The organism is Acidovorax sp. MR-S7 (genome assembly GCF_000400995.2).
Classification (GTDB): Bacteria; Pseudomonadota; Gammaproteobacteria; order Burkholderiales; family Burkholderiaceae_C; genus MR-S7.
In genome coordinates, this window is the sequence record NZ_DF238894.1 from 23232 (window position 1) to 49029 (window position 25798).

The 25798-nt window shown below is 68.7% G+C and carries 21 protein-coding genes; 9 read left to right on the forward strand and 12 right to left on the reverse strand.

The window, feature by feature from the left end; translation table 11 throughout:
* Positions 1-3 precede the first annotated feature (3 nt).
* A complete protein-coding gene (locus AVS7_RS01850) occupies positions 4-1092 on the forward strand; it encodes a histidinol-phosphate transaminase (protein WP_020226807.1) in 1089 nt (362 codons plus the stop codon).
* Here the strand turns inward: AVS7_RS01850 and rsgA are convergent.
* From rsgA to AVS7_RS01865, 3 genes are read right to left on the reverse strand one after another with little or no spacing between them, the layout of a single operon-like run.
* Positions 1086-2036 carry a ribosome small subunit-dependent GTPase A gene (gene rsgA / locus AVS7_RS01855; RefSeq protein ID WP_020226808.1) on the reverse strand — a complete coding sequence of 317 codons (951 nt, stop codon included), beginning with the start codon at positions 2034-2036 and terminating at the stop codon, positions 1086-1088. The genes AVS7_RS01850 and rsgA overlap by 7 nt on opposite strands.
* Complete coding sequence (locus AVS7_RS01860; RefSeq protein WP_020226809.1) at positions 2033-2371, reverse strand: 4a-hydroxytetrahydrobiopterin dehydratase; 339 nt, start codon at positions 2369-2371, stop codon at positions 2033-2035. Before AVS7_RS01860 ends, rsgA begins: the two co-directional genes overlap by 4 nt.
* On the reverse strand, positions 2368-3639 hold the full coding sequence (locus tag AVS7_RS01865; RefSeq protein ID WP_020226810.1) for a M48 family metallopeptidase: 1272 nt from the start codon (positions 3637-3639) through the stop codon (positions 2368-2370). Before AVS7_RS01865 ends, AVS7_RS01860 begins: the two co-directional genes overlap by 4 nt.
* A gap of 40 nt (positions 3640-3679) precedes the next feature.
* Between AVS7_RS01865 and orn the strand changes: the two genes are divergently transcribed.
* From orn to AVS7_RS01880, 3 genes are all read left to right on the forward strand, one after another.
* Entirely contained in the window at positions 3680-4246 is a 567-nt protein-coding gene (gene orn, locus AVS7_RS01870; protein ID WP_024000793.1) for an oligoribonuclease, read from the forward strand.
* A gap of 238 nt (positions 4247-4484) precedes the next feature.
* Positions 4485-6212 (forward strand): DEAD/DEAH box helicase, encoded by a 1728-nt coding sequence (locus AVS7_RS01875; RefSeq protein WP_020226812.1) that lies wholly within the window; start codon positions 4485-4487, stop codon positions 6210-6212.
* Positions 6213-6336: 124 nt separating this feature from the next.
* Positions 6337-7803 (forward strand): sensor domain-containing diguanylate cyclase, encoded by a 1467-nt coding sequence (locus tag AVS7_RS01880; RefSeq protein WP_020226813.1) that lies wholly within the window; start codon positions 6337-6339, stop codon positions 7801-7803.
* Positions 7804-8080: 277 nt separating this feature from the next.
* Here the strand turns inward: AVS7_RS01880 and AVS7_RS01885 are convergent, their stop codons facing one another.
* Positions 8081-9316, reverse strand: coding sequence for a multidrug effflux MFS transporter (locus tag AVS7_RS01885; RefSeq protein ID WP_020226814.1), 1236 nt, complete (start codon positions 9314-9316; stop codon positions 8081-8083).
* Positions 9317-9389: 73 nt separating this feature from the next.
* Positions 9390-9890 (reverse strand): copper chaperone PCu(A)C, encoded by a 501-nt coding sequence (locus AVS7_RS01890; RefSeq protein ID WP_020226815.1) that lies wholly within the window; start codon positions 9888-9890, stop codon positions 9390-9392.
* Positions 9891-10148: 258 nt separating this feature from the next.
* Here AVS7_RS01890 and AVS7_RS01895 point away from each other — a divergent pair, with 258 nt between their 5' ends.
* From AVS7_RS01895 to AVS7_RS01910, 4 genes are read left to right on the forward strand one after another with little or no spacing between them, the layout of a single operon-like run.
* A complete protein-coding gene (locus AVS7_RS01895; protein WP_024000795.1) occupies positions 10149-12098 on the forward strand; it encodes a TonB-dependent siderophore receptor in 1950 nt (649 codons plus the stop codon).
* Between the two features lie 44 nt (positions 12099-12142).
* Positions 12143-16129 (forward strand): cobaltochelatase subunit CobN, encoded by a 3987-nt coding sequence (gene cobN, locus AVS7_RS01900; RefSeq protein ID WP_020226817.1) that lies wholly within the window; start codon positions 12143-12145, stop codon positions 16127-16129.
* A 15-nt stretch (positions 16130-16144) separates the two neighbouring features.
* Positions 16145-16672, forward strand: a complete 528-nt coding sequence (locus tag AVS7_RS01905; protein ID WP_020226818.1) for a MotA/TolQ/ExbB proton channel family protein — start codon at positions 16145-16147, stop codon at positions 16670-16672.
* A complete protein-coding gene (locus AVS7_RS01910) occupies positions 16669-16998 on the forward strand; it encodes a DUF2149 domain-containing protein (protein WP_020226819.1) in 330 nt (109 codons plus the stop codon). Before AVS7_RS01905 ends, AVS7_RS01910 begins: the two co-directional genes overlap by 4 nt.
* Before the next feature lie 3 nt (positions 16999-17001).
* Here the strand turns inward: AVS7_RS01910 and AVS7_RS01915 are convergent, their stop codons facing one another.
* From AVS7_RS01915 to AVS7_RS01930, 4 genes are all read right to left on the reverse strand, one after another.
* The gene (locus AVS7_RS01915) at positions 17002-17346 is read right to left on the reverse strand and encodes a PRC-barrel domain-containing protein (RefSeq protein WP_020226820.1); all 345 of its coding nucleotides are present in this window, start codon (positions 17344-17346) and stop codon (positions 17002-17004) included.
* 198 nt (positions 17347-17544) lie between these two features.
* Entirely contained in the window at positions 17545-17769 is a 225-nt protein-coding gene (locus tag AVS7_RS24675; RefSeq protein ID WP_020226821.1) for a hypothetical protein, read from the reverse strand.
* A gap of 144 nt (positions 17770-17913) precedes the next feature.
* Positions 17914-18897: a tripartite tricarboxylate transporter substrate binding protein gene (locus tag AVS7_RS01925; RefSeq protein ID WP_020226822.1), complete on the reverse strand. Its 984-nt coding sequence runs from the start codon at positions 18895-18897 to the stop codon at positions 17914-17916.
* A gap of 24 nt (positions 18898-18921) precedes the next feature.
* Complete coding sequence (locus AVS7_RS01930) at positions 18922-19806, reverse strand: TauD/TfdA family dioxygenase (RefSeq protein ID WP_034689731.1); 885 nt, start codon at positions 19804-19806, stop codon at positions 18922-18924.
* An 82-nt stretch (positions 19807-19888) separates the two neighbouring features.
* Here AVS7_RS01930 and AVS7_RS01935 point away from each other — a divergent pair, with 82 nt between their 5' ends.
* Positions 19889-20671 carry an IclR family transcriptional regulator C-terminal domain-containing protein gene (locus tag AVS7_RS01935; RefSeq protein ID WP_020226824.1) on the forward strand — a complete coding sequence of 261 codons (783 nt, stop codon included), beginning with the start codon at positions 19889-19891 and terminating at the stop codon, positions 20669-20671.
* A gap of 21 nt (positions 20672-20692) precedes the next feature.
* On the opposite strand, the gene AVS7_RS01940 is transcribed toward AVS7_RS01935, so the two are convergent.
* From AVS7_RS01940 to AVS7_RS01950, 3 genes are all read right to left on the reverse strand, one after another.
* The gene (locus tag AVS7_RS01940) at positions 20693-22777 is read right to left on the reverse strand and encodes a TonB-dependent receptor (protein ID WP_020226825.1); all 2085 of its coding nucleotides are present in this window, start codon (positions 22775-22777) and stop codon (positions 20693-20695) included.
* 55 nt (positions 22778-22832) lie between these two features.
* Positions 22833-24179, reverse strand: a complete 1347-nt coding sequence (locus AVS7_RS01945) for a sorbosone dehydrogenase family protein (protein ID WP_020226826.1) — start codon at positions 24177-24179, stop codon at positions 22833-22835.
* 88 nt (positions 24180-24267) lie between these two features.
* Entirely contained in the window at positions 24268-25743 is a 1476-nt protein-coding gene (locus AVS7_RS01950; RefSeq protein WP_082176318.1) for a cbb3-type cytochrome c oxidase subunit I, read from the reverse strand.
* Positions 25744-25798 lie beyond the last annotated feature (55 nt).

Here is a 25798-nt window from a genome sequence, read left to right on the forward strand (position 1 = left end):
CCCATGACCGTCCCTTCGCTGTGCAGCCCCGTCGTCGGGCGGCTCGAACCGTATGTACCCGGCGAGCAGCCGCGCATCGCGGGCCTCGTGAAGCTCAACACCAACGAGAACCCCTACCCGCCATCGCCGCACGCCGTGTCCGCCATCGAAGCCGCCGCACGCGAGGGGCTGCAGCTCTACCCCGATCCGCAGTCGCTCGCGCTGCGCGAGACCATCGCTGCGCACCATGGCCTGGAGGCGGGCCAGGTGTTCGTGGGCAACGGCTCCGACGAGGTGCTCGCGCATGCGTTCTTCGCGTTCTTCCAGCATGCGGGCGAGCCGCTGCTGATGCCCGACATCACCTACAGCTTCTACCGCGTCTACTGTGGCCTGTGGGGCATCACGCCCGAACTGCAGCCGCTGGACGAGGGCCTCGCCATCGACGTGGAGCGCATCGCCGCGCGCGCAGCCCAAGGAGCGTGCGCGGGCATCGTGCTCGCCAACCCCAATGCGCCCACGGGCATGGGCCTGCCGCTCGCGCAGATCGAGCGCCTGCTCGCCGCCTGCCCGCAGCGCGTGGTGCTGGTCGATGAGGCCTACGTCGATTTCGGCGGCGAGAGCGCCGTGAGCCTCGTCGCGCGCCATCCGAACCTGCTGGTGGTGCATACGCTCTCCAAATCGCGCTCGCTCGCGGGCCTGCGCGTAGGCGCTGCGTTCGGCCAGCGGCCGCTGATCGACGCGCTGGAGCGCGTGAAGGACAGCTTCAACTCCTACCCGCTCGACCGCCTGGCCCAGGCCGGCGCGCGCGCCGCTTACGAGGACACGGGGTATTTCAGCGAGACCTGCCGCGCCGTGATGCACAGCCGCGAGGGCCTGTCGCTTGCGCTCGAAGACTTGGGTTTCGAGGTGCTGCCCTCGCAGGCCAACTTCCTGTTCGTGCGCCATCCTGCGCGGGGCGGTGCCGAACTGGCGGCGGCGTTGCGCGATCTCGCGGTGCTGGTGCGCCACTTCAAGCAGCCCGAGCGCATCGCGCAGTACCTGCGCATCAGCGTGGGCACGCCCGCACAGTGCGATGCGCTGGTCCAGGCGCTGCAGGCCATCCTGCTTCAGTAGCGGGGCGCCTCGCTGAGTTCGGCGAACAGCTCGCCATAGATGCGGTAGCGGTTGGCGCTGACGGTGCCGGGGCTGCCTTCCGTATCGACCTGGGCCTGCACGGCGCAGCCCGGCTCGTGCAGATGGGTGCAGTTGTAGAACTTGCACTCGCCCGCGTGCGCGCCGATGTCGGGCATGCAGCGCGCCAGGTCGGTGGGCGCGAGGTGGCGCAGGCCGAACTCCTGGAAGCCCGGCGAATCGATGAGCGCGGTGGTGCGCGCCGCGTCCACCCAGTACCACGCGGTGCTCGTGGTGGTGTGCTTGCCGGAGTTGAGCGCCTGTGAGATCTCGCCCGTCTGCGCCGTCGCCCCCGGCACCAGCAGGTTGATGAGCGTGCTCTTGCCCGAACCCGAGGGGCCGAGCACGAGCGTGGCCTTGCCCTCCAGATACTGCATGAGCGCCACGCGGTCCACCTCGCCCGACTGGGCCAGCGACAGCGGCAGCACGCCGTAGTGCCGGCTGTCCGGCCCCGCGTTGCCCGCCATGTGGCGGTAGGGCAGCAGGCGCTGCCAGGCGCGCGCGAAGGGCTCGACCAGGTCGCTCTTGTTGAGCGCGATCAGCGGCGCGATGCCCGCGGCCTCGGCGGCGATCAGTGCGCGGGCGAGCTGGCTTTCGGAGAACACGGGCTCGGCGGCGATCAGCACCAACACTTGGTCGATGTTGGCGGCGAAGGACTTGGTGCGGATCTCGTCCTGGCGGTAGAACAGGTTGCGGCGCTCCAGCACCTTCTCGACCGTGCCTTCCTCGCCCTGGCCGGGTGGAGGAGGCTGCCACAGCACGCGGTCGCCCACGACGGCCTGGCTCTTCTTGCCGCGCGGGTGACAGATGCGGCGCGTGCCGTCCGCGCTTTCCACCACGCAGTGGCGGCCGTGGCTGGCGACCACCAGGCCCTCTTGCCGTGTCATGGCGCGAGCAGCGCGTCGATGCGACGGGCGCAGTCGGTGTCGGTGAGGGAGATGCCGCCCACGTCGTGCGTGTTCAGCCGCACCACGCAGCGGCCGTAGTGCACCGACAGGTCGGGGTGGTGGTCTTGCGTGTGGGCGATGAAGGCGACGGCGTTCACGAAGGCCATGGTCTCGTGGTAGTTGGCGAACCGGAAGGTCTTCTCGATGGCCACGTCGGCGCCGTCGCCGGAAAGCTGCCAGCCTTGCAGATCGGCCAGTTTGGCTACCAGTTCCGTAGCTGTCAGCGCTCTCCGGGTCTGGGTTTTCCAGTCTTTCTTGGGAAGCATCGAGGTCATGATGGCAGGCGCGCGAGGCGCTCCGTGGCGGGAGGGTGGGAATAGTAGAAGCGCGCGTACACCGGGTCGGGCGTGAGGGTGGAGGCGTTGTCTTCGTAGAGCTTGAGCAGGGCCGAGGCCAGTGCACCGCCGTCGGCCTGCGCGGCGGCGTAGGCGTCGGCCTGGAACTCGTGGCGGCGCGAGAGCTGGGCCATGAGCGGCGTGATGAACACGGTGAACACCGGCGCGGCCAGCAGGAACAGCAGCAGGGCCAGCGCGTCGTTCGGGGCGCTGCCCTCGAGGTTCAGGTTGGGCTGTACGCCCAGGCCCGTGTAGAACCAGCCGCGCGACGAGAGCCACCCGAGCAGCGCGAAGCCCGCGAGGCTGAGGGCGAACAGGCCGACCAAGCGGCGCGTGATGTGCTTGTGCTTGAAGTGACCGAGCTCGTGCGCGAGAACGGCCTCCACCTCGCCGGGCGTCAACTGCTTGAGCAGCGTGTCGTAGAACACCACGCGCTTGGCCGCGCCGAAGCCCGTGAAATAGGCATTGGCGTGGGCGCTGCGGCGGCTGCCATCCATCACGAACAGGCCTTTGGCGGTGAAGCCGCAGCGCTGCATGAGCGCGGTGACGCGGCTCTTGAGCGATTCGTCTGCCAGCGGCTCGAACTTGTTGAAGAGCGGGGCGATGAAGAGCGGGAACACCACCATGAGCAGCAGGTTGAACCCCATCCACGCGCCCCAGGCCCACAGCCACCACAGCGGCCCGGCGGCGCCCATGAGCCAGAGGATCAGCCAGGCGATCGGCAGGCCGACCGCGCTGCCTACCAGCGTGGATTTGGCGAGGTCGGCCAGCCACAGCCGCGGCGTCATCTGGTTGAAGCCGAAGCGCTGCTCGATCACGAAGGTCTGGTAGAGCGTGGCGGGCAGGTCGAGCGCGCCGCTGATGAGGGCGAAGCAGGCCAGAAGGGCGAGCTGCTGCAGCATGCCGCCGCCCAGCCAGCCGAGCAGCGCCTGGTTGAGCGCATCCAGCCCGCCCAGCAGGGTCCAGCCGAGCAGCACGGCCGTGGAGAGGGCCATTTCCAGCAGCCCGAAACGTCCCTTGGCAATGGTGTAGTCGGCCGCTTTCCGGTGCGCGGCCAGCGGGATGCGGCTGGCGAAGGCGGCGGGCACGGCATCGCGGTGGCTTGCCACGTGGCGGATCTGGCGCGAGGCCAGCCACAAGCGCAGCAGCAGGCCGGCGACCAAGGCAGCGGCGAAGGCGTATGTCAGAAGGAGCGAAGGAGGCAGCATGGGCCGGGAAGTTTAGGCCATCGGTGAAAATCGCCTTCCTATGTCTGACACCACTCCCACCCTTGCCAAATCCGACCAGAACCTCGTCTGGCTCGACTGTGAAATGAGCGGCCTGAACCCCGAGGCCGAACGCCTGCTGGAGATCGCCGTGGTCGTCACCAGCCCCAACCTGGATCTGCGCGTGGAGGGCCCGGTCTTCGCCATCCACCAATCCGACGAAGTGCTGAACGGCATGGACGCCTGGAACAAGGGCACGCACGGCCGCAGCGGCCTCGTCGACAAGGTGCGCGCCAGCACTGTGACCGAGGCGGAGGCGGAGCAGGCCATCATCGACTTCCTCAAAACTTACGTGCCCAAGGGCACGGCGCCCATGTGCGGCAACAGCATCGGGCAGGACCGGCGCTTTCTCGTGAAGTACATGCCCAAGCTGGAGGCGTTTTTCCACTACCGCAATGTGGACGTGAGCACGCTCAAGGAACTCGCCAAGCGCTGGAAGCCCGCGGCCTACACCTCGTTCAAGAAGGCGCAGCGTCACACTGCGCTGGCCGACGTGCACGAATCCATCGACGAACTGGCGCACTACCGCACGCATCTGCTGAACGTGTGATTTGCGGGAAAACCCGAATCGTGCGACAATCGCGGGCTTGCGTGAAAACGACTTCACGCAGTTTGCGCATCTCCCTTCACACACCGGGCCTGCGGGCGGCAGCCACTGCCGCACACCGCATCAATGCCCACCCGCCCAGCCCATCGCTGGCGCAGGTTTCGTTTGATGGTTGATGTTTTTTAACCATTGACGAAGCCACCGCGGGCAACGCCTGCGGCCGTCTTCGTGTGAGAAAAATATGACCGACACTTTGCAAGTGCAGGGCGATTTCGCGCCTGCAGACTCTTCCGTTGCCGTGACCGCCGAGCCCAACGGCTTCGTCGAACTGGGCCTTGCGCCCGAACTCGTGCAGGCCGTGGCCGACCTCGGCTACACCCAGCCCACCCAGGTGCAGCAGAGCGCCATTCCGCTCGCCATGGGCGCGGGCGCCGATGACCGCTTCATCGACCTCATGGTCTCCAGCCAGACCGGCAGCGGCAAGACCGCGGCCTTCCTGCTGCCCGTGCTGCACACGCTGGTCAAGCAGCAGGCCGAGGCCGACGCCGCAGCGCGCGCAGAATACGAGCGCGCCGCCGCCGAGGCCGCTGCACGGGGTGAAGCCGCCCCCAAGCGCGCCAAGCGCAAGAACCCGCTGCAGCCGCGCAACTTCAAGGCCGCCACGCCCGGCGCGCTGGTGCTGTGCCCCACGCGCGAACTGGCGCAGCAGGTGGCGCACGACGCCATCGAACTCGTCAAGCACTGCAAGGGCCTGCGCATCGCCAACGTGGTGGGCGGCATGCCCTACCAGCTGCAGATCGCCAAGCTGCAGAACGCCAACCTCGTCGTCGCCACGCCGGGGCGCCTGCTGGACCTGCAGCGCTCTATGCAGATCAAGCTCGACCAGGTGCAGTTCCTGGTGGTGGACGAGGCCGACCGCATGCTCGACCTGGGCTTCTCCGACGACCTGGCCGAGATCAACCAGCTCACCGCCCAGCGCAAGCAGACCATGATGTTCAGCGCCACCTTCGCGCCGCGCATCCAGCAGCTCGCGATGCGCGTGATGCACGACAACGGCGCGAGCGTGAAGAAGATCCAGATCGACACGCCGCAGGAAAAGCACGCCAACATCAAGCAGATGCTCTACTGGGCCGACAACGCCCAGCACAAGCGCAAGCTGCTCGACCACTGGCTGCGCGACGCCTCCATCAACCAGGCCATCGTCTTCGCCAGCACGCAGGTGGAGTGCGACGGCCTCGCCAACGACCTGCAGCAGGACGGTTTCTCTGCCGTCGCGCTGCACGGCGCCCTGAGCCAGGGCCTGCGCAACCGCCGCCTGATGGCGCTGCGCAACGGCCAGGTGCAGATCCTCGTGGCCACCGACGTGGCTGCGCGTGGCATCGACGTGCCCACCATCACCCACGTCTTCAACTTCGGCCTGCCGATGAAGGCCGAGGACTACACCCACCGCATCGGCCGCACGGGCCGCGCGGGGCGCGACGGCCTGGCCGTCACCTTCGCCGAGTTCCGCGACCGCCGCAAGATCTTCGACATCGAAGGCTACAGCCGCCAGCAGTTCAAGGCCGAAGTGGTGGCGGGCCTGGAGCCCACGCAGCGCTTCCCGCAGGGCGGCGGCCGTGGCGACTTCGGCGGCGGCCGGAGCCGCGAGGGCGGGCGCGACCACCGTTTCGGCGGCAATGGCCGCGGCCATGGCGACCGGGGTGGCTTCGGCGACCGGGGCGCGCCGCGCGCCGAGCGCGGCAGCTACGGCGGCCGCCGCGATGGCGAGGGCTATGGCCGCAAGAGCGGCTTTGGTGAAGCGTCCCGCTTTGGCGACTCCCGCCCGGGCCGTGGCGATGGCGCACCGCGCGGCGATTTCAACCGCGACTTCGGCCGCAACAAGGGCTCGTTCGCCAAGCCGCAGGGCGCAGGCAAGCCCTTCGCTCCGCACGATGCGCGCAAGCGCCCGGCACGCACCGAAGGCCGCTGATCCGCCCTCCGGGCGCTCTCCGGAAACCCAAGCCAGCCGCAGCCCGCGGCTGGCTTTTTTTGTGCGGATGAGAGCGGTTACACGGGTTCGTGCATGCTGTAATCGCTGCACTTTGGAGGTCCGCATGTCGTCTGCCCTGTCTTCGGATGCCGATTTCGAGCACATGTTCGAGATCGCCCCTGTCTCGCTCTGGCTGGAGGATTACAGCGCCATGCGGCAGTTGTTCACGCGCTGGCGTGCCCAGGGCGTGCGGGACGTGGTGGCCCATGTGCGCAGCGACCCCGAGGCGTTGCGCGCCTACGGCGCCAGCATCCAGGTGCTGAAGGTGAACCGGCGCACGCTGGAGCTGTTCGCCGCGCCCGACCAGCGCGCGCTGGAAGCCTCGCTGGACCAGGTGTTCCGCGACGACATGCGCGAGCGCGCCATCCCCGAGCTGCAGCAGTTGTGGGAGGGCGCGCTCGAATTCTCCAACCAGACCGTGAACTACGCGCTGGACGGGCGGCGCCTGGACGTGCACATCCGCGGGCGCATCCTGCCCGGCTACGAGGATTCATGGAGCCGGGTGCTGGTCTCGCTGGAGGACAACACCCTGCAGATGCGCGCCAGCGAGCAGCTGCAGCGCAGCGAGCAGTACGCGCGCGGGCTGTTCGAGCACTCGCCCGTGTCGCTGTGGGTCGAGGATTTCAGCGCGGTCAAGCGCCTGCTCGACGAAGTGCGCCTGCAGGGCATCCGCGACTTCAAGACCTTCCTGAAGGTGCATCCCGAATTCGTCGAGCGCTGCATGCGCGAGATCCGCGTGATCGACGTCAACCAGCTCACCCTGGCGATGTTCGGCGCCGCCAGCAAGGAAGCGCTGCTGGCCGGCATCGACCGCGTGTTCCGCGGAGAGATGCGCGAATCGTTCGCCGAGCAGCTGCTCGACCTCTGGGAGGGCAAGCTGTTCCAGCAGCGCGAGGCGGTCAACTACCACCTGGGCGGCGACCCGATCCACGTCCACATGCAGTTCGCCGTGCTCGAGGAGCGCCAGCACGACTGGGGCATGGTGCTGCTGTCGCTGGTGGACATCACCGCGCGCAAGAAGGCCGAGGCCTACCTGGAATACCTGGGCAAGCACGACGTGCTCACCGGCCTGCGCAACCGCGCCTACTACGCGGACGAGCTCAACCGCCTCACGCGCAAGGGGCCCTGGCCCGTGGCGGTGATCGCCATCGACCTGAACGGCCTGAAGGTGATCAACGACGAGCACGGCCACGCCGTGGGCGATGCCATGCTGCGCCGCGTGGGCGAGGTGCTGGGCAAGGCGGTGGAGGGCTCGGTCTGCGTCGCGCGCATAGGCGGTGACGAGTTCTGCATCCTGCTGCCCGGTGCCGACGAGCGCGCCGCCCAGGCGCTGATCGAGCGCATCGGCTCGATGCTGGAGCTCAACAACCAGTTCTACCCGGGCCAGCACCTGAGCCTGGCCATGGGCGTGGCGGTGGCCCAGCCGGGCGAATCGCTGGAGGCCGCCGCGCACCGCGCGGACCAAGCCATGTATGTCGAGAAGACGCGCTATTACGAGGCCATGGGGCTGGACAGGCGCCGCGGCGGCTAGGGCGTGTCATCCATCAAATCCCCCGCGCGCTGGCCCCGCAATGGGGATGGATGCGCGAAGCGCGGCGCAGCCAATAGCCGCAGCTATTGGCAAGCCGTGCGACAAAGCAGACGCCCCATTGCGGGGCCAGCCCGAAGGGAGGGGCACGCGGGCGGCGCATTGCGTCGTTGCGGCTCGCTTGTGTAGCAGAGCTACACGGCACTCACCGCGCCTAACACTGCACCGCCCGCATGCCCCTCGCGTGGGGGATTTGATGGATGACACGCCCTAGGGCGCATCACACCGGGTGCACGACCGCACGCCCGATTTCCGGCCAGCGGCGGTGCAGGCAGACCCAGGCCACCAGCCCCACGCACAGCATCAGCAGCGAGGCCGTGGCCAGCAGCACGGTGGAGTGCATGACCAGCGGTGCCACTACGCCTGCCACCAGCCCGTTGGCCGTGGCGCCCACGAAGGCCTGCAGCGACGAGGCCATGCCGCGCCGCGCGGGGTACAGGTCCAGCACCAGCAAGGTGACCACGGGCACCATGAGCGCCCAGCCGAACGAGAAGATGCCGATGGGCAGCAGCGCCCACGACACGTGCGCGGGCAGCAGCAGGTTGGCGCCCAGGTTCAGCAGCGCCATGGCCAGCATGATGACGAAGCCGTGGCGGATCTGGCGCTTGGGCGCGATGCGCCCGGCCAGCCGCCCGCTCATCCATGCGCCGCCCATGATGCCGGAGATGGTCAGCAGGAAGAGCCAGAAGAACTGCGTGGGCTCCAGGCCCAGCAGGTCACCCAGGAAGGCCGGGGCCGAGAGCACGTAGAGGAACATGCCGTTGAACGGCACGCCGCTGGCCAGCGCCAGGAGCAGGAAGCGCGGGCTGGTGCCCAGCTCCCAGTAGCCGCGCATCAGGTGGCCCAGGTGGATGGGCTGGCGGTCGGCGGGCGGCAGCGACTCGGGCAGCAGCCGCCAGTTGGCCACCCACAGGAACACGCCCACGCCGGTCAGGAACCAGAACACGCTGTGCCAGCCCAGGTGCACCGACAGCCAGCCGCCCACGATGGGCGCGATGGCCGGCGCCACGCCGAAGAAGATAGTCACCTGGCTCATCACGCGCTGCGCCTCGGACGGCGGGAACATGTCGCGGATCACCGCGCGCGAGACGACGATGCCCGCGCCCGCCGACAGGCCCTGCAGCGCCCGGAACAGCACCAGCTGCCCGATGCTCTGCGACAGCGCGCAGCCGGCCGAGGCCAGCGTGAACACCGCCAGCCCCCACAGCACCACGGGCCGGCGGCCCAGGCTGTCGGACAGCGAGCCGTGGAACAGCGTCATGAACGCGAAGCCGAACAGGTAGGCCGACAGCGTCTGCTGCATCTGCACCGGCGTGGCGCCCAGCGCGCCGGCGATGGCGGGGAATGCGGGCAGGTAGGTGTCGATGGAGAACGGCCCCACCATCCCCAGCAGGGCCAGCAGGATGGCAAGGGCCCAGCGCGGAGCGCGCCAGAGGCTGAGGGCGTGGGGGTGCATGCGTGTCGTACTTCTTTTTTAATAGCTGCCAGCGCTTGCTAGATAAGCGCTGGAGCCCGAAAACGCTTGCAACTCAATGGCGGTGGTTGCCGTGGCCGCCGTGCGCATCGTGGCCGGATGCGGGGCCGGCGCCGAGTGCGCGCACGGGCGCCTGTACCTCCAGCGACTGGCGCTGGCCGTCCTTGCCCTCGAGCACCAGGGTCAGCGGCACGGTGCTGCCGGCGGCGGCGGGCTGCTTCAGGTCCATCAGCATGATGTGGTAGCCGCCGGGCTTGAGCTCCACGGCCTTGCCGGCCGGCAGCGCCAGCGCGGGCATGGCGCGCATCTTCATGACGTCGCCTTCCATCTTCATCTCGTGGACCTCCGCCACGGCGGCCAGCGGGCTGCTGACCGCGACCAGGCGCGTGTCCTGCGCGGCCGTGAGGCGCATGAACGCGCCCGTGGCCTTCTGCTGGGGCACGGAGGCGCGCACCCAGGCGTCCTGGACGCTGACCTGGGCGTGGGCCTGCGCTGCCAGGAGCAGCGCGCCGGCCAGGGCGAGGGAAGGGGCGATCTTGGTGAGCGGCATGGGCATGTCTTGGTGGGTAGGTGGTGGGCATTATCGGCGCCCCTTGCGCCGGCAGGGCGATGCGGCGCACATGCACGCGCATTGATAAAAGTCATTCTCCATGGCCCTTTGGCAGTGGCATTGTCAAGAATGCGAATTAATTTCATTTGCTTTTGATTTGTTACGAGCCCTGGGCTGCTTCCAGGGCTCACCTGTTCCCGCCCAGCCCCACGCGCGCCTGCCGGTGCCAGCGTCCAGCCACCGCGGTTTTTCGCAAGGACGCCCATGCACCACCATTCCACCCCTGTCTTGCCCTGCCGCCGCCACCCGCTGGCCCTGGCGGCCCTGCTGCTCCTGGCGGGCGCGGCGCACGCACAGCCAGCGCCCGAGGCGCCGGCGCGCGCGCTGCCCGCCGTCACCGTGACCGCCACGCTCACCGAGCAGGACGCGCGCACCGCGCCCGCCAGCGTCACCGTCGTCACCGCCGAGGAACTGGCCGAGCGCAATGCCGCCGACCTGCTCGACGCCGTGCGCGGCGCGCCGGGCATCACCTTCAGCGCGCGCCAAGTGGGCGGGCGCAAGACGCTCGCGCTGCGCGGGCTGGAGGGCAAGCACACGCTCACGCTGATCGACGGGCGGCGCATCAGCGCCAGCGACGACGTGATCGGCCACTCCGACTACCAGTACGGCTGGCTGCCCATCTCCGCCATCGAGCGCGTGGAGATCATCCGCGGGCCGATGTCGGCGCTCTACGGCTCCGAGGCGCTGGGCGGCGTGGTCAACGTCATCACCAAGAAGCCCAAGGACCGCTGGATCGGCGCGGTGGGCGCCACGGGTTACTTCGGGGGCGGCAGCGATGCGGCGTCCGAGGGCGGCGTGTCGGTCTTCGCCGCGGGGCCGCTGACCGACCGGCTGCGCCTGTCGGTGAACGCCGAATACGCCCACCGCGACGCCGTGGCCGAGCGCGAGGACACCCGCTACAGCGAGATCGAGGGCCGCAAGCCGCGCAGCCTGGGGCTGAACGCCGAGTTCGACTTGGCCCCCGGTCATGTGCTGGAGGCCGGCGTGACCGACGGCGAGGAGCGCCGCTTCTACGACGACGTGAGCGGCACCAAGCCCTACGCCAACCGCTACGACCTCGACCGCCGCCAGACGCACGTGGGCTGGAAGGGCGAGGTCGGCGACTGGAAGGCACAGCTGCGCGCCTACCGCAGCGAGTTCAGCGTGCGCAACAGCCGCACCAACGGCGTGAGCGCCACGCGCCCGCAGGACATGACGGACGACGTGGTGGACGGCCATGCCACCACGCGCATCAAAGGCCACCAGGTCACAGTGGGCGGCGAGTGGCGCAACGAGGAACTGGTGAACGCCGGCCTCACCACCGGCCGCGACGACGTCACGCACAAGGCCCTGTTCGTGCAGGACGAATTCGCCCTGGGCCGCAACCTGCTGGCCACGCTGGGCCTGCGCGCCGACCACCACGGCATCTTCGGCTCCGAGCTGAGCCCGCGCGCCTACCTGGTGTGGGAGGCCAGCACCGCGCTCGTCGTCAAGGGCGGCTTCGGCCACGCTTTCAAGGCGCCCACGCTCAAGCAGATCTCGCCCAACTACGTCGGCGCCGAGGGACCGCACACGTTCATGGGCAATGCGGACATCCAGCCCGAAACCTCCAACTCGTTCGAGATCGGCGCCGACTGGCAGGTCAGCCCCGCATGGTCGCTGCGCGCCACCGCGTTCCACACCGAGGTCAAGCAGCTCATCACCTACCGGCTGGTCCAGCAGGTGGGCACGCGCCGCACCTACCTCTACGACAACGTGGACGCCGCGCGCATCCAGGGCCTGGAGGCGGGCTTCACCTGGGCCATCACGCCCGCGCTGCGCTGGAGCACCGACGCGACGCTGCTGCACACGCGCGACAAGGCCACGGGCCAGAAGCTCTCCGACCGGCCCGACACCAGCGTGGCCTCGCGCCTGGCCTGGCGCGTGGCGCGGTGGGACGCGCAGCTGGGCGCCGAATACACCGGCCGCCAGACCAGCTCCGGCGAGCGCCTGCCCGCCTACACGCTGTGGAACGCGAGCGTGGGCACTTCCTGGGCCCTGGGCGGCACCCAGCGGCTGAACCTGCGCGCCGGCCTGGAGAACCTGGGCAACCTGCGCCTGGCCGAGAAGTCCCCCGCGTTCGGCTATGCCGAACAGGGCCGCCGTGCGTTCGTCACTGCGCGGCTGGACTTCTAATTTCATAGCTGGTTGCGCTTGATGCATAAGCGCTGGAGGCCGATTTGATTAAAAAATGTCTGCTGTGCCTGGCGCTCCTGCTGGCCGGCGCGGCCCAGGCCGCGTCGGTGCTGTTCATCGCCACGGGCAACGTGCCGGCGGGCAAGTTCCACCAGCTCGCCGAGATCGCGCGGCCGCACGGCCTCTCGGTCGAGGTGCGTTTTTTGAACAGCCTGCCCGCCGACGTGGACGGCGGCCTGTGGCAGGGCCAGGACGCGGTGTTCATCGATGCGTATCTGCAGGACGAGGTGCGCGCGCGCCTGGCCCGCGCGCTGCCCGCGCTGAAACTGCCCCACGCCTGGCTCTACGAGGCCCGCCCCGCCTGGGGCGGCGGCCTGCCGGAGGCCGTGGCGCGCCGGCTCGTGCGCTACTACGGCAGCGGCGGGCGGCAGAACTTCGAGGGTTTCTTCTCCACGCTGGCCGCGCAGCTCAACGGCGGGGATGCACTCGCCGCCGCGCCCGACCCGGTCGTGTTCCCCAAGACGGGCGTCTACCATCCGCGCACGCCGGGCCTCGTCGCGGCCGACCCCGTTGCCTACCTGCGCACGCAGGGCGTCGACCCGGCCGATGGCCAGCGCCGCCCCGTGGTCGCCATCGCGCTGCACCAGCAGTACATCGCCTCGATGCAGACCGTGTTCATCGACGACCTCATCGCGCGCATCGAGGCCGGCGGCGCCGTGGCGCTGCCCTTCTACACGCCCATGCTCGACCCCGGTGGCGTCACGCGCGTGCTGCAGCCGCCGGCCGGACCGGTGCTGGCCGACGTGCTCATCAATACGCAGATCATGCTGAACGCCGACGAGCGCCGCACCGAGTTCACGCGGCTGGGCATCCCCGTGCTGCAGGCCATGCCCTACCGGCGCGGCGACGAGGCCGACTGGGCCGCCAGCCCGCAGGGCGTGGCGCTGATGGACGTGCCGTTCTACCTGGCGCAGGCCGAATATGCGGGCGTGGTGGACATCCAGGTGGCAGCGGCCACGCGCGCAGGCGACGAGCAGGTCGTGCCCATCGCCGCGCAGGCGGCCGCCGTGGTGGGCAAGGCGCTCAACCTCGTGGCGCTGCAGCGCAAGGCCAATGCGGACAAGCGCGTTGCCGTGTTCTTCTGGAACTACCCTCCGGGGGAGAAAAACCTCTCGGCCTCGTTCCTCAACGTGCCGCGCAGCCTGCAGGCCACGCTGGCCGCGATGCGCGGCGCGGGCTACGACACAGAGGCGCCGGCCGAGGAGCCGCTGGTGGAAAAGCTCCAGCGCCTGCTCGCGCCCGCCTACCGCGACGGCATGCTCGCGCCGCTGCTGCGCGATGGGCTGGCCGAGCGCCTGCCCGTGCGGGAGTACCGTGCGTGGCTCGCAACGCTGCCAGCCGCCACGCAGGCCGCACTCCAGGGCAAATGGGGCCAGCCCGAGGATTCGTCGATGGTGCTGCGCGAGGGCGGGCAGGCGTATTTCGTCATCCCGCGCCTGCTGCTCGGCAAGGTCGCGCTGCTGCCCCAGCCGCCGCGCGGCGAGAAATGGGCGGACAAGGAAAAGTCGCTCTACCACTCCACCAGCGCCTGGTCCTCGCACCACTACCTGGCCGTGTACCTCTGGGCACGCCGGCATGCGGGCGACGCTTTCGTGCACTTCGGCACCCACGGCAGCCTGGAATGGCTGCCGGGCAAGGAGCGCGGCCTGTCCGCCACCGCCGATCCCGGCATGCTGGCCCTGGGCGACGTGCCCGTGGCCTACCCCTACATCGCAGACAACATCGGCGAGGCCCAGCAGGCACGCCGCCGCGGCCGCGCCGTGATCGTGAGCCACCAGACGCCTCCTTTCCAGCCCGCCGGGCTGCATGCGCAGCTCACCGCGCTGCACGACCTGCTGCATGCCTGGATGGCGCAGGACGAAGGCGCAGTGAAGGAGCGCATCGCCGCCGACCTGCTGACGGGTGCCGAGAAGCAGCGCATCGTGGCCGACCTGGGCCTCACCTCCGCGCAGGCGCGGGCCGACTTTCCGGTGTTCGTGGACACCTTGCATGCCCATCTGCACGAACTGGCCGAAACCGCCCAGCCCCTGGGCCTGCACACGCTGGGCACCGCGCCGGCCGATGCGCACCGCCTGGGCACGATCATGCTCATGCTGGGCCGTCCCTACTGGGAAGCCGCCGCACGCCACGCGGGCGCGAAGCCCGAGGACGTGGACGAATCCCTCGTCGGCGACTACGAGCGCATGACGCAGACCGCGCCGTTCCGCCTGCTCGCGCGCCACGTGCTCGAAGGCGAGGGCGACGATGCACTGCCCGCGCCGCTGCGTGAACACATGGCCCAGGCGCGCCGGTGGTGGCAGGCCATCGCTGCGCAGAACGAGCTGCCCGCGCTGCTCGCCGTGCTGGCCGGGCGGCATGTGGAAACCTCCTACGGCGGCGACCCCATCAAGAACCCCGACGCCTACCCCACGGGCCGCAACCTCTATGGATTCGACCCCTCGCGCGTGCCCACGCCCCAGGCCTGGGAGGCGGGCAAGCAGGCAGCCGAGCAGTTCATCGCCGCCTACCGCCAGCAGCACGGGGGTGCGGCGCCCACCAAGGTCACCTTCTCGCTCTGGTCGGTGGAGACCATGCGCCACCAGGGCCTGCTGGAGGCGCAGGCGCTTTGGCTCATGGGCGTGGAGCCCGTGTGGGACAAGGGCGGGCGCGTGACCGGCGTGCGCCTCGTGCCGCGCGGCACGCTTGGCCGCCCGCGCGTGGACGTGGTGCTTTCCGCCACCGGCCTGTACCGCGACCACTTCCCCAACGCCATGCAGCAGCTCGCGCGCGCCGTGCAGCTCGCGGCGCAGGCCGATGAGGCCGACAATCCCGTGGCCGCCAACGCCCGCGCCATCGCCGCGCGGCTGCGCGCACGCGGCATGGACGCGGGCGCCGCGCTGCGCGCAGGGCAGACGCGCATCTTCTCGTCCGAAACCGGCCGCTACGGCACGGGGCTGGACGACGCCGTGCTCGCCACCGACACCTGGCAGGGCAAGGCCGAGGGCGACCGCAAGCTGGCGCAGCTCTACCTCTCGCGCATGCAGTACGCCTACGGCCCCGACGAATCGGAATGGGGCAGCCTGCCTGCCGCGCAGCTTGGCGGGCAGGGCGTGGCGGGCAACCTCTACGCCGAGCACCTGCGCGGCACCCAGGCGGCCGTGCTCTCGCGCAGCTCCAACACCTACGGCATGCTGACCACCGACGACCCGTTCCAATACCTGGGCGGTATCGCGCTCGCGGTGCGCCACCTGGACGGCAAGGCGCCCGACCTGCTCATCAGCAACCTGCGCGGCCCGGGCAGCGGCCGCGTGGAGGATGCAGCGCAGTTCCTCGCCAAGGAACTCGCCACGCGCCAATTCCACCCCGGCTACATCCAGGGCCTGATGAAGGAAGGCTACGCGGGCACGCTTCAGGTGCTGGATGCCACGAACAACTTCTGGGGCTGGACGGCCGTGGCGCGCGAGATCGTGCGCGACGACCAGTGGCAGGAGATGGCCGACGTCTACGTGCGCGACAAGCACCGCCTGGGCCTGGATGCCTGGTTCGAGCGGCACAACCCGCACGCGCTCGCGCAGACGATCGAGCGCATGCTCGAAGCCGCGCGCCAGGGCTACTGGCAGGCCGACGCGGCCACCGTACGCGCGCTCAAGAGCCGCTGGCGCGATCTCTCGCGCCGCTTCGACGTGCGCAGCGACAACGCGCGCTTCGCCGCCTTCGTGGCAGAGGGCGCGCCTGCGCGCGCGGCCGGCTTCGGGCTCGACGCCCCCGCTGCCGCGACCGCGCCTCCCGCGCCGGCGCAGGCCGAGGCAGCGCCGCAGCCCGAGCTCGCCGAACCACCGGCGCCGCCCGTGGTCACCGGCATGCGCCTCACGCCCATGCAGCCTGCCGAGCTACCCGCCTTCCACCTCGCCTCCGCGCTGTTCGCGCTGCTGCTGGCCGCCATCGCCGCAATGGGCGCGTGGCGCCAGCGCGGCCGCCACCGTTTCATCTGAAAGAGCCTCCGCACCATGACCAACCCCATCGAATCGGCGATGTATGACGCCAGCCAGCTGTTCCTCTACCCCGTGCTCATCGCCATCGCGGTGCTGTTCGTGCACGCCTTCTACGCCCTGGGCGCTTTCGGCTGGCAGGCGTGGCAACGCCACCGGGGCCAGGCCGGCGGCTTCGAGCTGATGGCGGCGCGCGCGCAAAGGCCCGGCCTTACGCTCACCGAGCTGGAAGCGCTGGCGGTCAAGCGCATGGAGTTCGCGCGCATCGCCACGCGCGTGGCACCCATGCTGGGCCTCGTGGCGACCATGATTCCCATGGGGCCTGCGCTCAAGGCGCTGGCCGACGGGCAGTTCGCCGACGTTTCGCGCAACCTCATGGTGGCGTTCTCCGCCGTGATCCTGGCGTTGCTGGCTGCGGCCATCAGCTACACGGTGGTCAACGTGCGACGGCGCTGGTATGCGGTGGACCTGGCAGCCATAAAGAACGGCGCCAGTGAGCCGGCGCACGACCCCGTGGCAGCCCTGGCCGTGGAGGGCGCGCGATGAGCCGCCTGCGCCTGATGGAAGACCTGAAGGCGGACGATCCCATCCTCTCGGTCGTCAACCTCATCGACGTGTTCCTGGTCATCATCGCCGCGCTGCTGCTGGCCGTGGCCAACAGCGCGGTCAACCCGTTCGGCAGCGAGTCGGTCACCGTCATCAAGAACCCCGGCAAGGAGAACATGGAGGTGATCGTCAAGGACGGCCGCAAGATCGACCGCTACCGCGCCAGCGGCGAAATCGGCGAAGGGCAGGGCGCCAAGGCCGGCGTGGCCTACCGGCTCAAGGACGGTTCCATGGTCTACGTTCCCGAGCCGGGAGCGGAGCCCTGACGCTCACCACGGCACGCCGTAGTAATCGTAGACCTTGCGGCCGTAGTCTTCGGTGTATTCCGGATAGGCGTCCTGCGCATAGCGGGGCGCGTTCTCGAGCTGCTCCTTGGACAGCGACACCACGTACCCTTCCAGCCCGGTGTCGTACTTCATTGAGTTCCAGGGCAGGGGATAGCGGTCCGTGCCGATACCCAGGAAGCCGCCGAATTCCATGACGGCGTAGCGCACCTGGCCGGAGAGCTTGTCGATCATGAGATGGTCGATGGAGCCCAGCTTTTCACCGTTGGGGTTGTAGACGGCGGTTCCGTTGACCTTGTCCGAGGAAATGACGCTGGATGCGGTGTTCATGCAGACCTCCTGTGAAGAGAAAGCGTTGACGGGAAGGCGACGGTGTCGCCCTTGCGTGACGATCCAGTCTCGGCGTGTGCGAGGCCCTGCGATGTAGGACGAGGGTTCTCCTGCAAGACATCGGCTTTCCCGTGCTCGAGGGCGGCGCCCAAAGAAAAAGCCCGCGCGGGGCGGGCTCTGGGAAGCGGCGCGGGGGCATCAGTCGGCTAGGTTCTGGCGCTGGTTGCCCTGGTTGTTGTCCGCCTGTGCGGACTGGCGGTTCGCCTCGTTGGCTTGCTGGCGGCTCGGGTTGCCCGCTTGCTGGTTTTGCTGGTTGGGCTGCTGGTTCTGCGCCTGCTGCTGGTTCTGGTTCTGCTGGTTCTGCTGGTTCTGCTGGTTCTGCTGGTTTTGCTGGTTCTGCTGGTTCTGGTCTTGCTGTGCCATGGTGGCCTCCTTTGGCGGGTGCTGCAGGCGGGAATGCCTGCATGTCCATTGGAGGTCTACCGGACAGGGACCGCCGCCAGCGCGGTCCTACGCAAGGGTAGGAGAAGCGCGGCAGCGGCTGCAAGATGCACCGGGGCCGCTGGCCTAGTCGATCTTCACGCCCGTCATGTCCACGAGATTCTTCCATTTCTGGATCTCGTCGCGCTGGTACTTCTTCATGTCGTCGGATGAGCCCGGGGCGGGTTCCAGTCCCACCTGCTGGGTCAGGCGCTGCATCTCGGGCGTGCGCAGCACTTCATTGGCGGCTGCGTTGAGCTTCCTGACAACCTCCGGCGGCGTGTTCTTCGGCGCGAACATCGCGTACCAGACCACGAGCTCGTATTCATTCAGCCCACACTCGCCCGTGGCCGGAATGTCCGGCGCGAAGGATGCCCGCCGGGGCGCCGTGACCGCGATGCCATTGAGCTTGCCCGCCTGGATCTGCGCGAGCGAAGGCCCCACGTTCTCGAATGCGTACTGGATGCGGCCGCTGATCAGGTCGGTCATCATCGAGCTGACGTCCTTGTAGAGAACGGTCTCGACCTGGATGCCCGCCATCTTCTTGAGCAGCTCCACCCAGACGCGCGCCGTCGTGTTGCTGGCTCCGAAATTGATCACCCCGGGCTGGGCCTTGGCCTGCTCGATGAGGGCCTTGAGATCCTTGGCCTTGGCTTCCTTGCTCCCGGTCAGGACCATCGGCAGCTTCCCCATGAGCGCGACCGCTTCGAAGTCGCCCGCCGGGTCGTAGGGAAGCTTGCTGTAGAGGCTGGCATTGGCGGCCATCGGCCCGTTGGTGCCCATCAGAAGGGTGTAGCCGTCAGGAGCGCTGCGTGCGACCTGGGAGGCGCCGATGCCTCCGCCCGCGCCGGTCTTGTTGTCGACCGCGACGGGCTGTCCCAATTTTTCGGTGGGCCCCTTGGCCATGCCCCGGGCCACCATGTCCGTGCCGGAGCCGGCACCGAAGGGCACGATGATCGTGATGGGCTTGTCGGGGTAGGCGGCCTGGGCGCCCGCACCGAAAAGGGACAGCCCCAAGCCCATGGCCAGTGTGGCCAGGGCCCTTTTGGTGGAGTCAAACGTGGGTTGCATGGGAATTTCCTCTGTCTTGGTTTTTCACTGGAGCACGGTGGGGCCGGTGTCCTGTACGGTGGCGCGTCGCATGGCGCGGCGATACTTCTCGTCGAACTTGGTGCCGCGGTGCATGGTGGTACGGTTGTCCCAGATGACGAGATCGCCCACGCGCCAGCGGTGGCGGTAGATGAACTGCTGCTGCGTGGCGAGCGCCATCAGCTCGTCCAGGAGCGCCTTGCTTTCCTCATCGTCCATGCCTTCGATCGACCGGATGTGCGACGCCAGGTACAAGGAACGGCGGTTGCCGTGGGGGAGCGTGCGCACCAGGACTTGCTTCACGGGAGGCTGCATCTCCCGCCATTCGGGCGGAATGCCGTCCAGGTCGAACCCCGTGAGGCTGCGGGAGTAGAAGTAGTCGTGCACGGCAATCAGGTCGCCGATCCTGGATTGCAGGGCGGGGTCCAGCGTGTCCCAGACCGTGCGCATGTCCGCGAATTCCGTGGCGCCGCCCACGGGGGCCACCTCCTGGGCGGAGAGCAGGGAGGCGCTTGCAGGGGTCTTCTTGAACGAGCTGTCGGTGTGCCAGAGCTGGTTGCTGAGATTGATCAGCCGCCGGATGTCGCCGGGTTCCAGGAGCTTGCCAGACTCATCCAGGTTGGAGATATCGGACAGTTGCGCATGGTCCAGCCGGCGTGGGCGTTTGGCGTTGTAGATGGACGCGCCCACCGATACCTCCAGCGGGCCGAAAACTTCCGCAACCTTGAGCTGCTGTGCTTCATTCAGGGGCTGGCTCGGAATGACCAGCACGGCGTACTGGTCCAGGGCAGCCCGCAACTCCCGGGCAATCTCCGGGGTAGGAGGGGCACACAGATCCACGCCTGCGATCTCTGCAACAAAATCTTCACGGACCGGCGTCACTTCAAGCATATGGGATTCCTCGCTGAACACTGGTAAATTTCGACAATCGAAAATAATTTCGCCTAACGAATTAAAGGGTAGTACAAAATTCATGATAGAGATCAAGGGTTTACCCAAGGGCAGTGATTCGTTCGTGGAAGCCTTTGCCCGGGGCTTGGCCGTCATCCGGGCCTTTGGCCCGGGGCACAGTGAGCTGACGCTCTCCGAGGTGGCAGAACGCGCCGGGCTCACGCCGGCCGGGGCGCGGCGGTTGCTGCACACGCTGGTCACGCTGGGCTATGCGCGCGTCGATGGGCGGTTCTTTTCCCTGACACCCGCCGTGCTGGATATCGGCTACTCCTACCTGGGCTCGCTGTCGCTGCGGGAGGTCGCTGCCCCTTTCCTGGAGGCGTTTGCGCGCGATGTGGGAGAGATTTGCACGGTGTCCGTGCTGGACAGGACCGATGTGGTCTATGTGGCGCGCGCCGAGATGCGCAGCCCCATCTCCCGGCGGCTGTCTGCCGGCGAGCGGTTGCCGGCCCACGCCACATCGAGCGGCCATGTGCTGCTGGGCTATCTGTCCGACCAGGAACTCCAGGAATATTTGGCGCAGGCGCCGTTCGAGCGCTTGACGGAGTGGACGCTCGCGGACAGGGAGCCACTGGCGCATGCGATCGCGCAAGCGCGTGCGTGCGGACATGCACTGGCCAGCGAACAGTTGGAGCTGGGCGTCTGCGGCCTGGCCGTCCCCATCAAGGACCGGGCGGGGAGCGTGACTGCGGCCCTGACGACCAGCCTGAGCCTGGCTCGGCACCCGCTCGCATCGATCGAGGCAGCCTTCTTGCCCAAACTGCAGGAAATGGCGCAGCAGATCGGGCGCGGGCTTGCCGATTGAGGTCCCTGTTCCGGATGCTGTCTAGAGGAACTGGGCCCTTGCGCCCACCATCAGCCGCCTGCCAGCGGCAGGTTCGAAGAAACGGCCATTGCCATCGTTCACGATCAGCGTGCCCGCATACCGGCGGTCCAGGAGATTGTCGAGCCGAGCCCAGAACTGCCAGCGCGGGCTGCCGGCGGTAGCTTCTCTCCGCCGGTAGCCAGCATGCAGGCCTGCCACGGCGAAGCCCGCTGACGATGCGGAGTTGGTGTCGTTGGCAAACACGCGTCCCGACAGGTTCAGCGTGCCTCCGATGCGCCAGCGGGGGGCCGGAGCGTAGTCGAGCGCCAGTTGGGCGGCATGCCGCGCGGTGCCCGGCAGCTGGTTGCCCGCAGCCACGGCCACGCCGCCCGCGCCGGTGTAGGCATGGCCGAAATAGGCGTCCAGGTAGGTGTAGCTCGCGCGGGGCGACCATGCGCCCCACGTGGCACGCCATGCCAGCTCCAGGCCCCGGCGCCGCACGTTGTCCACGTTCTGGAAGATGGAGCGGCCATTGACGGTTTCCACCGGCACGATTTCTCCGCGGCTGCGCGTATCGAACCAGGCCAGTTCCAACTGCTGGCGTGTGCCGCGCCACTTGGCGCCCACTTCCCACTGCGTGCTGCGCGCCGCGGACAGGCCGTAGTTGGGCCCGGTGTTGCCCAGGCTGTAGGCCATCTCGCTGAGTGTCGGTGTCTCGAAACCGCGGCCTACGTTCGCATAGAGGTTCCACGCATCGGTGGCGCTCCACACAAGGCCCAGCATCGGGCTGGTGTGGCGCCAGGTGCGGCTGCCGCTGTCGTCGGGATTCGCCGCAGCGATATGCCGGTCGTCCACCTGCACGCACACCTGGCTTGCGCGCAGCCCGGCAATGGCGCGCCAGCGGGCGGAGAGCCAGGTGTCCACCTGGGCATACAGGTCGGTATTGCCGGCCCGGTCACGCTCATTGCGCCGTGGAGCGCCCATGCGGTCTTGCTCGTTCACGAATCCCTGGCGGTGTTCGGACATGCGGTGTGTTTCCACGCCCGCCGTCCAGGTCAGCGGCAGTCCGGAGGCGAGGCGCATGGAGCGCGTCCAGGTCGCACCCACGCCGTAGTAGCTGCGGTCCAGATCCACTACGCCTCCGGCACTGTTCGCGGCAGCACCGCTGAAGGACAGGTACTGGGTGAGTTGGCGCATACCCCCGTAGGCGCGCAGCTGCACGCTGTCGGTGGTGTTGAGCTGCTGCTCCAGCACCACGCCCAGCTGGTTCTGACCCACTGCTTTACGGGTGTTGAATGCCGCAGCCACGGCGGCAGCCTGGCGTGGGTCGCCGTGCATCTGGTCCTGCGTCAGGCCCAGGGGATCCTGTGCCAGGGGCTGGTCGTACAGGTTGAGCAAGGCGGCGATCCGCGTTTGCCCATCGGGCCGGGCCACGAGCTTGCCATTGAAGTGGGTGCGCCGGGCGGCGCTGTGCGCGCGCCAGCCGTCGATTTCGAAATGCGAAAGGTCCACCAGGCCGCCCAGGCGCTCGCTGCCGAAGTCCAGCGATGCATCCAGCAGCCGCTGGCCATAGGAGCCCATGGCCATGCCCGCCTGTGCTGCACCCCCCGGCCGCGGATCGCGCGTGGTGACCTGCACCACGCCACCGGCCGCATTGCCGTACAGCTGCGCCAGCGGGCCGCGCAGCACGTCGATCTGCGCGGCCGAAGGCAGGTGGGCCGTGGCGGCCTGGCCCTGGCCGTCCGGCATGGTTGCGGGAATGCCGTCAACGAGGATGCGAACGCCCCGTACGCCGAATGTGGAGCGTGTCCCGAAGCCCCGCACGGCAATTTGGAGATCCTGCGCATAGTTGCCGCGGTCCTGCGCTACCACCCCCGCTTGTCCTTCCAGCAACTCCGAGAGGTGCACCAGGGGAGTGGGGGCTGTGAAGCCGTCCACCGGCACGCTGCTGTAGCTGGCGGCGCTGTCGAAACGGCGTTGCGCCTGGCTGCTGTCGATCACTTCCACGGTGTCGAGGGTGGGCTGCTCCGCAGCATCGGCCGGATCGGCGGCATGCGCAGCCGCACAGGCGCCACCTGCCAGCGCCAGCAGGCAGGTGCGGTGCACAAAAGGCGGCAATGTCGGCGGCACGGCAATGGAGCGATGGTGGCTTGTGCGGCTTTCACTCGGCGCGGACCACACGCCAGATGGCATTGCCTACGTCATCGGCCACCAGCAGCGCGCCCTTGCCGTCCAGTGCCACGCCCACGGGGCGGCCATAGGCTTTGCCGTCCTTGCTCAGGAACCCGCTCAGGAAAGGCGTGGGGGGCTCCGAGGGCCGGCCGTCGGCGAAGGGCACGAACACGACGTTGTAGCCCGTCAGTTCCTTGCGGTTCCAGGAACCGTGCTGGCCGATGAATGCGCCACTCGCGTACTGCTGTGGCATGCGGGCATCCGAGAACGCCAGGCCCAGGGGCGCCACGTGGGCGCCCAGCCCATAGTCCGGCGCGATGGCCTTGGCCACCATGTCCGGGTTGGGCGGCTTGACCCGCTCGTCCACATGCTGGCCCCAGTAGCTCCAGGGCCAGCCATAGAAGGCGCCGTCCTTCACCGACGTGAGGTAGTCGGGCACCAGGTCGTTGCCGAGCTCGTCGCGCTCGTTCACCACGGTCCAGAGGGCCTTGCTGTGCGGCTCCCAGCCCAGGCCGTTGGGGTTGCGCAGGCCGCCGGCGAACAGGCGCTTGCTGCCGCTGGCCAGATCCACTTCCCAGATGGCGGCGCGCCCCTGCTCGGCTTCCATGCCGTTGTCGGCGATGTTGCTGTTGGAGCCCACCGTCGCATAGAGCTTGCTGCCGTCGGCGCTGGCGATGATGTTCTTGGTCCAGTGGTGGTTGGCACCGGCGGGCAGGTCGGTGACTTTGGTGGGCGCGGCGGTGATAGCGGTCTGCCCCGCCTTGTACGCCACCTTGACGATGGCGTTCGCATTGGCGATATAGAGCTGCTCGCCTATCAATGCCATGCCGAACGGGGAGAACAGATCCTTCATGAACACGGACCGCGTCTCGGCCACGCCGTCGCCATCGGCGTCCCGCAGCAGGGTGATGCGGTCGGCGCTGGGCGTTCCCGCGCCTGCACGCTTCATCACCATGCCCATGGCCTTGCCGCGCAGGCCATCGGCGTGCACGTTCTTGGCTCCTTCCTCAGGGGGCGGCTTGTTGCTCTCGGCCACCAGCACATCGCCGTTGGGCAGGGTGTAGACCCAGCGCGGGTGGTCCAGCCCTGCCGCGAAGGCCGTGACCTTGAAGCCGGCGGGGGCTTGCGGCATCACGCCCTCCGGCCAACGCTCGGCGGGTGCGATGTTCACGGTGGGAATCAGCCCGTCCTTGTCCGGTGCGGGCAGCGGAGGGTTGGGACCTACGCCCGCAGGAGCGGACTGCTGTGCCGCCGCACTGGCCATGGAGCCGGCGAGCAACGCCAGCACGGGCCACCAGGGCCGGTACGGAGGCAAGGGGCGGGTGGGCGTTTTCATGGACGCAGTATGGGAAGGTGCCTTGGCCGCAGGTGTAGGCCAAGGCCGCCACCGTGGCCGCGCGGGGACGGACGAGCGTCCTGGTGCCTCAGGTGCCCATCCACGAGGGCAGCCAACGCACCAGAGCCATGCCGATGAGAGACTGGGCCACGGCGCCGTGCCACATCAGCGCGGTGTTGTCCAGCGTCGCCCGTGCGTCCTGGCGCAGCTTGCCTGTCCAGGACCGGGCCAGCACATAGCTGCCCATGACCAGCAGCACCAAGCCATGGAAGCACTGCCAGGCCAGCAGTGCGGCGACCGTGGCGCTCCAGGCGTTGGCACGGGGCGACAGGCCCGCCTGCAGGTGCATGCCCCAGTCGAGAGCCATGGCGCCCAGCGCGCTGGCCAGGGCGAGCACCACCGCCAGACGCAGCGCGCGCTGCCTGGCGTGCTTCATGCTGTGCACCGCCCAGGCCATCAATGCGGATGCCAGGCCCAGCAGGGCCGCAGCCCAAAGGCCGCCCTCCGGCAGGCGCGCGCCGGGCGGTGGGCATACGTCGAGCGCCATCGACACATGGATGTGGGCAAACCCGAACGAGGCGAAGACGGTGCTGTCCACCGCGAGCAAGATCACCATGGCCCACCACGAGTGGGATGCACGTCCGCTGGCGGTGGCGGGAACGCTCACGCCAGCGCAGATGGCCGCCATATCGCGGGGCGGCGGTCGGTCTGAACCCCAGAGCCAGCTGAGCATGGCGCCCAGCGAGATGCCTCCCGCGATGAAGGCCGGAACGATCCATGCCACGGTCAGCAGCAGGAAGAACCCTGCGGTCCCCGCTGCCGCCACGAACGGCGCCCAGCCGTCGCCGGGCAGGCGCAGCAGGTGGGTGACGTGGGCGCGCACGGGGCTGGTCACCAGGGTCTCGCGCCCGCCAAACACGGTGCCGGGCAGCCAGTGGCGCCCTGCGGCCACCTCCGCAGGCAGCGCAGGCTGTTCCCACAGCGGCTCCCGCGACGCCACCTGGGGGATGCTGCGCACGCCATAGTCGCCCTGGGGCAGCCACTCCAGCGAGTCTGCCTTCCACGGGTCGCCGTGCTCGCGGCGGGGGCGCACGAGCGTGCGTACCAGGTCGGCCAGGCACAGCAGTACACCCGTGGCGAACACATACGCCCCTGCCGTGGAGAGCGCGTTCCAGAGCGTCCAGTCCAGTCCTTCGGCATAGGTGTAGACCCGCCGCGGCATGCCGGCCAGGCCGACGATGTGCAGGGGGAAGAACGCCAGGTTGAAGCCGCCGAACATCAGGCCGCAACCCCAGCGTCCGATGCGCTCCGACAGCCGGTGCCCGTTGTACAAGGGAGCCCAGTAGTAGAGGGCCGCGAACAGCGGAAACACCAGCCCGCCCACCAGCACGTAGTGCAGGTGGGCCACCACGAAATAGCTGTCATGTGCTTGCCAGTCGAACGGCAGAACGGCCAGCATCACTCCTGTGAGGCCGCCCAGCACGAAGATGAAGTGAAAGCCCAGCAGGAACAGCGACGGCACTGCCATGCGCACGCGGCCTTTCCAGAAGGCTCTGTCACAAATCTGTGTTGATGACCGGCACTCCGATGGCGTCGAGCAAGAGCTGGCGCGGCTTTGC